We start from the raw sequence: 5,602 nt of genomic DNA, 5'->3' as shown, positions 1-5,602 counted from the left end.
CAGGACGATGCCGGAGACCGCGCCCATCGCGCTGACCCAGGCGAACGCGCCGACCTTCCCGGCCGAGTCGATCTCGGCGATCTGCTGCGGCATCAGGAAGATCGTCGGCGCCTGCTGCGGGATGAAGACCCCGAAGTTGGCCAGGACGAACATGGCCACCCAACCGCGGCTGACGTCCCGCGTCGGCTCGTCGAGCGCGTCGAGGCGCGGGGGAGCGACGGTCACCGGGACACCCGCGTGAAGTGGACCAGCTCGCTCGTCCAGTCGAAGGGCGGCAGCGGCGGCAGGCCGTGGCTCATCAGGACGGCCCCGTCATGGACGGTCCCGGTGGCCTCGTCCCGATAACGGGCCTCCGGTTCCAGACCCGCCAGACGGGTGCGGACGGTGGAGCGGACCAGCCCGGAGGGCTGGAACTGGAACACCACGATCTCGTCGTCGGTCAGGTACTGCAGCGCGTTGTCCCCGAGCCGGTACAGCGCGCCGCCGTGCACGACCGGGCGGATCCGCTTGTACTGCTCGACCAGCATCCGGGACCACGCGAGGTCGTCCTCGGTCCACGACCGCAGATCGCCGCCGATGCCCATCGCACCCGCCATCGAGACGTGGAAGCGGTAGCGCAGCGGCGTCGGCCGGGCCGTGAAGGCGTTGGGGCCGTCGGTCACCCAGGCGCCCATCGTCCGGGCGGGCAGCATCTGGGAGAAGCCGTGCTGGATCGCGATCCGGTCTGCTGCGTCGGTGTTGTCCGACGTCCACACCTGGTCGGCGCGGGCGAGGATGCCGAGGTCGGCCCGGCCGCCGCCGCCCGCGCAGGTCTCCAGGTACAGCTCCGGCCGGGCGGCGCGCAGCCGGTCGATCACCTCGTACACGCCCCGGACGTGCTCGATCCAGACCCGGTCGGGATCACCGGACCCCGGCTGCCCGGCCTCGGTGAACGGCCGGTTCATGTCCCACTTGAGGAAGACCACGTCCAGGTCGGTGACCGTGCGGACCAGCCACTCCACGGCCCACTCGCGCACGTCCCGAAGGGCGAAATTGAGGACGCACTGGTTGCGGCTCTGCGTGCGCGGACGGCCGTCCTGATGCAGGATCCACTCCGGGTGGGCGCGGTACAGGTCGCTGTCGGGGTTGACCGCCTCGGGCTCGACCCAGAGACCGAAGCCCATGCCGAGTGCGCGGACCCGATCGGCGAACGGCCGCAGGCCCTTGGGGAACCGTTCGGGGCTGGGCCACCAGTCGCCGAGACCGGAGTGGTCGCCGGTGCGGGTGCTGAACCAGGCGTCGTCCACCACGAACACCTCGACGCCGAGGCTCGCCGCGCGCTCGGCCAGCTCGGTCTGCTGCTCCTCGGAGATGTCGAACTCGGTGGCCTCCCACGAGTTGTAGATCAGCGGCCGCTCGGCGGCTCGGGCCGGCAGCACCTCCTGCTCGACATAGGAGTGCCAGCGGCGGCTCGTCCCGCCGAAGCCGTCCGGGACGTACAGGCCGCTGAAGACGGGGGTCTGCAGGGACTCGCCCGGCGCGAGCCTCCAGACCAGCCCCTCGTGGCCGAAGCCGCCGGTCCACGTCGTCCGGTCGAGCTGGTCGCGGCGCAGGGTGATGCGGCGGCTGCCGCTCCAGGCCAGCGCGCTGCTCCAGACCTCTCCGTGCTCCTCGCCGGCGTCGCCTGCGTCGACCATGAGCCAGGGACCCTCGTTCGGCCCGGTGATGCCCAGCCGGCTGGTGAAGACCGTCTCGCCGACCGGCACCCGTTCGCGCCGTAGCTGGAACTCCCTGCCCCACTCACCCACGACGTGGCTGACCCGGTAGTCGGCGCGCGCGGGCAACGTCCAGGAGGCGGAGTCCAGCCTCAGGACCTGGACCGGCTCGCCGGCGGTGAGGACGGCCCAACGTTCGATCTGGTCGTGGCCGTCCCGGACCCGGTAGTGCAGTTCGAGATCGAGCGCCCGGACCTTGTCCGTGAAGCTCAGCGTGAGGTGGCCGTCCCGGATCTCATGGGAGACGAACCGCCACTCGAACCCCCGGACGCCGTCCTCGAACCGGACGGTCAGCGACGGCGCGCCGAACCGGAGGCCTCCCTCGACGACGAACTCCTCCCCGGCGTCCTCAGCGGACGGATCGTCCGAGGCCGGTCCCGAGTCGGGCAGGTCGGCGGCGATCGCGGCGGCCTGCTCGGCCGTCAGCCGCCGTCCCCAGTGGACGTGCTGAGGCACGTCGGCGGCGTTCAGCCGGAACGCGTAGGACGTTCCCGGCGTGCTCAGCAGCCAGAGCCGGGCCTCGGGGAGGTGGAAGATCACGCTAGCTCCATCCAGACGGTGAAGTCGGGGGCGGGGGGCGCCTGGACATGGCGACATCCGGACCGCTTCAAACATGAGCCTCGCTCATGTTTGCGCTCATGCTAGGTGAGCGAACCCCCGACGCCAAGCCCCTCGGCCAGGCCATCTCGGAAGATTCAGCGAAACCGCGCGACACCTGCACACCAGGGGCGTTCTCCTCGACGGAAGAACGCCCCCGGTGTGCGGTCGTCCGCTGCTACCAGGGGACGACGTCCATCCGCATGCGGCCGCCGTCCGGCCGGAAGTACGACACCATCGCCCCGGCCGAGGTGCTCAGTTCGGGATGGCCCGTGAACGCGTAGCACCAGCTCTGGGTGTACGTGGCGCACTCGCCGAGCCGACCGGAGGCCCCCGCCTTCCACGGGCCCGCCGGGGACGCGGCCGTCCACTGCTGGAACACGCCGTTGAAGTCGGTCTGACCGAGCATGATCAGCCCGTGCCCCGGATAGGACTTGACGTCCACCTGCGTGAGCGCCGCCTGCCCCGGCAGGACGGTCACGGCCTGGGCGGGTGCGCTGGTCCAGCCGGTGACCCCGCCCGTGGGCGAAGCCGAGGCCGCCCACTGGTAGGACGATCCGCTGTTCCACTCGGCCACCGGCGTCCGGACGACGGTCGTGCTTCCGCCGCCCGAACAGGTGAACGGGCTGCAGGTGGCATACATGTAGAGATAGCCGTCCGAGGAGAAGACCGGCGAGCTGAGGTTCTCCTGCCACGGCCTCTCACGGCCGTCAGGCGCCTGGCCGAAGATGGTCGACGGAGCGATGAAGGCGTTGGCGGCCGGATCGTAGAAGGTCGCGGCGAACCCCTCATTGATCATTGCGCTCTTCGTCACGCAGAACGTGCCGTAGGTGAGAAAGATGAGCTTGTCGGCGTTGTAAGAGACCCCGTTGTAACGCACGGGCATGTCGGGCCCCGGTGTCGCGCCCGACACCCAGGACGCCGAATAACCACCGGTGCCGCAGTCCGCTCCGCCGGGGAGTTTCAGATCGGTCCGGTTCGGCAGGAAGACCTTCGGCGCATTGCTGTTGGGAAGGGTCGGCGCGGCAGGCGGTGTGGGCAACTCGCTGAGCCCGGTCGGCGCCTTGCCCGGTGTGTTGGTGTTGACGGCGGCCGTGCTACCGGGAATGAAGCACCAGTCGCAAACCGAGCCGTTGACCGCGATCGGAGTATCGCCGAAAACCCACAGGCTCTTACCGGGCCGCCCCGGAATCGGGGAACTCTGTCCGGCGTCACGTCCCAGAACCGCACCCGTCGCGGTCTCATAGTTGGACACCACCGGCCCTGGAAGATCACCCGCGGCTTCGGCGCGGCCGGTGACGGCGGCCGGCCCCACCGCCACGACCGCGGCCACAAGGGCGCCGAGGGCACGGGACCGGGCACACGAACGGGTTCGGAGGGCCACCGCCAGACCGTCCTCACGAGTCACGCGCCGACTGCAACGGCCAACGCTCGGATCCGCCGAACGCCCATGATGACCTGACGGCCCCGGAGATCACAGCAGAACCGACAGACCCCAGACCCCGGCCGGCGCGAACACCGGCTCGTCGCCATTCCCAACCGGCAGCACGGGCCGAACCCCCAGCGGACGAGGACACGGAAAAGGGCCTCGGAGTGGTACTCCGAGGCCCTTTCCAGCCTGCCCGTTGCCTCGTCAGGACACGGCGGGAATTCGTCTCCCAACCCCTGACCTGGGCGCTCAAGCGATGTCGATCAATCTCGATCGACGGAGGACGGAGAGCACTGGGGAATGGACTTCGTCCAGTGGCCGGGACGCGTCAGAGGTTCCGGCCACTGTGCGGACTCACTTCTCGGTGCTCCTGCGGATCTCGCGAGCGGCGTCCTTGGCCTTTTCGCCCACCTGCTTCACACCGCCGGACGCACGGTCCTTGCGTCCCTCGGCCTCCAGGTAGGGATCGTCGGCAGCCCGGCCGGCCGCCTCCTTGCCACGCCCCTTGCCCTGCTGCGCCTTGTTCTTAAGTTTGTCGAGGAAACCCATGATTCCTCCCTCCAAGTCGCCGTACGCACCTCCACCTGCCCGGTCGGCGCCGAACTATGCAAGCGCGCAAGTGCGTTCGGTCACGCGGAGGCGTATTGGTCCCTCCAGCCCTCCTTGCCGCGAGACCGGCCCTCGCGTGCGCGCCCGGGCCCGGCGGCCGGACGACCGCATGCCACCCGCGGGCTCCTCACGGACAGGCTCCGAGATGAGCCTCACGGAAGAGAGCGCTGGTCAGAGGCTGGATGAAGAGGCGGATCAGGAGGAATGTCAGGGCCATTGACATTGAGAATGTCAGCTGGTGTGATGTGCGCCTCAGTGGAACGGAGGTCCCCCAGCCATGCCGCAGCTGTTCTTGGGTGCGAAGGTGTTCACGGCCGATCGGAGGCGATGGGCCGAGGCGTTGCTGGTCGCCGATGACGGCCGGATCGGGTACGTCGGCGATGTCGGGACGGCGCGGCGCCTCGGCGGAGCCGGGGCCGTCGAGGTCGATCTCAGCGGGGCGCTGGTGCTGCCCGGATTCGTCGACGCGCACGCTCATGTGCTGGCGACGGGAGAGGTGGAGCGCCAGGCGGATCTGACCGGGGCCGGGGGGCTCGGGGAGATCCAGCGGCGGGTGGGCGAGTGGGCCGCCGCCAATCCCGGGTCGGACTGGGTGCGCGCCTACGGGTGGCAGCACTCCGAGGTTCCCGGTGGGCGGCCCACCCGCCAGATGCTGGACGCCGTGGCGCCCGACCGGCCTGCCTACGCGCAGGCGTTCGACTTCCACTCCATCTGGCTCAACAGCGCGGCCCTGGCCGTGCTCGGGATCGACGCCGCCACGCCCGATCCGCCGGGCGGCTCGATCGCCCGGGATCCGGCGACCGGGGAGCCGACCGGCTACGTGGACGAGACGGCCATGCATCAGCTGGTCTGGCCGTTCATCGAGGAGGCGACCACCGACGCCGACCGGGACGCCTTCCTCGCCGACGCCCTGCGCGGCTACGGCCGGGCGGGTGTGACCGCCGCCGTCGACATGGGCCTGGACGAGGACGACCTGGCCGCCATGGTCCGCGCCGAACGCGCCGGCACGCTGACCGCCCGCCTGGTCGGCCACTGGGTGATCCGCAAGCACGACGACCCGGTCGCGGCCGTCGCGCGGGCCGCCCGGCTCGCCGAGGAGCACGCCTCCCCGTGGCTGCGCGTCACCGGAGTCAAGCTGCTGGTCGACGGCACGGTCGACGGCTGCACCGCCGCGCTCGGCCGCCCCTACGCCGACGGTTCGCGTCCGGGCCCG

The 5,602-nt window shown here is 70.6% G+C and carries 4 protein-coding genes and 1 pseudogene; 1 reads left to right on the top strand and 4 read right to left on the bottom strand.

Features of this window, described 5'->3' with window-relative positions; all coding sequences use genetic code 11:
- From AB0J52_RS24935 to AB0J52_RS24920, 4 genes and pseudogenes are all read right to left on the bottom strand, one after another.
- Nucleotides 1-225 (bottom strand): annotated as a pseudogene (locus tag AB0J52_RS24935) (MFS transporter); the annotation flags it as partial.
- Entirely contained in the window at nucleotides 222-2,294 is a 2,073-nt protein-coding gene (locus AB0J52_RS24930) for an alpha-galactosidase (RefSeq protein WP_500184592.1), read from the bottom strand. The gene AB0J52_RS24930 and the pseudogene AB0J52_RS24935, both read right to left, overlap by 4 nt.
- 235 nt (nucleotides 2,295-2,529) lie before the next feature.
- Entirely contained in the window at nucleotides 2,530-3,684 is a 1,155-nt protein-coding gene (locus AB0J52_RS24925; protein WP_500184590.1) for a hypothetical protein, read from the bottom strand.
- Nucleotides 3,685-4,134: 450 nt separating this feature from the next.
- Complete coding sequence (locus AB0J52_RS24920; RefSeq protein WP_500184589.1) at nucleotides 4,135-4,329, bottom strand: CsbD family protein; 195 nt, start codon at nucleotides 4,327-4,329, stop codon at nucleotides 4,135-4,137.
- 337 nt (nucleotides 4,330-4,666) lie between these two features.
- Here AB0J52_RS24920 and AB0J52_RS24915 point away from each other — a divergent pair.
- Nucleotides 4,667-5,602 (top strand): amidohydrolase (locus AB0J52_RS24915; protein ID WP_500184588.1); only part of this gene is annotated, 936 nt, incomplete at its 3' end.

Origin of the sequence: Spirillospora sp. NPDC049652 (genome assembly GCF_040675125.1) — a bacterium.
Taxonomy (GTDB): domain Bacteria; phylum Actinomycetota; class Actinomycetes; order Streptosporangiales; family Streptosporangiaceae; genus Spirillospora.
The sequence above is the reverse complement of the archived record's forward strand: the minus strand, read 5'-3'. Positions and strand labels throughout refer to the sequence as shown.

Coding starts and splice junctions, on each gene's coding strand:
- AB0J52_RS24920 (WP_500184589.1), bottom strand. CDS start 4,329: ATGGGTTTCCTCGACAAACTTAAGAACAAGGCGCAGCAGGGCAAGGGG.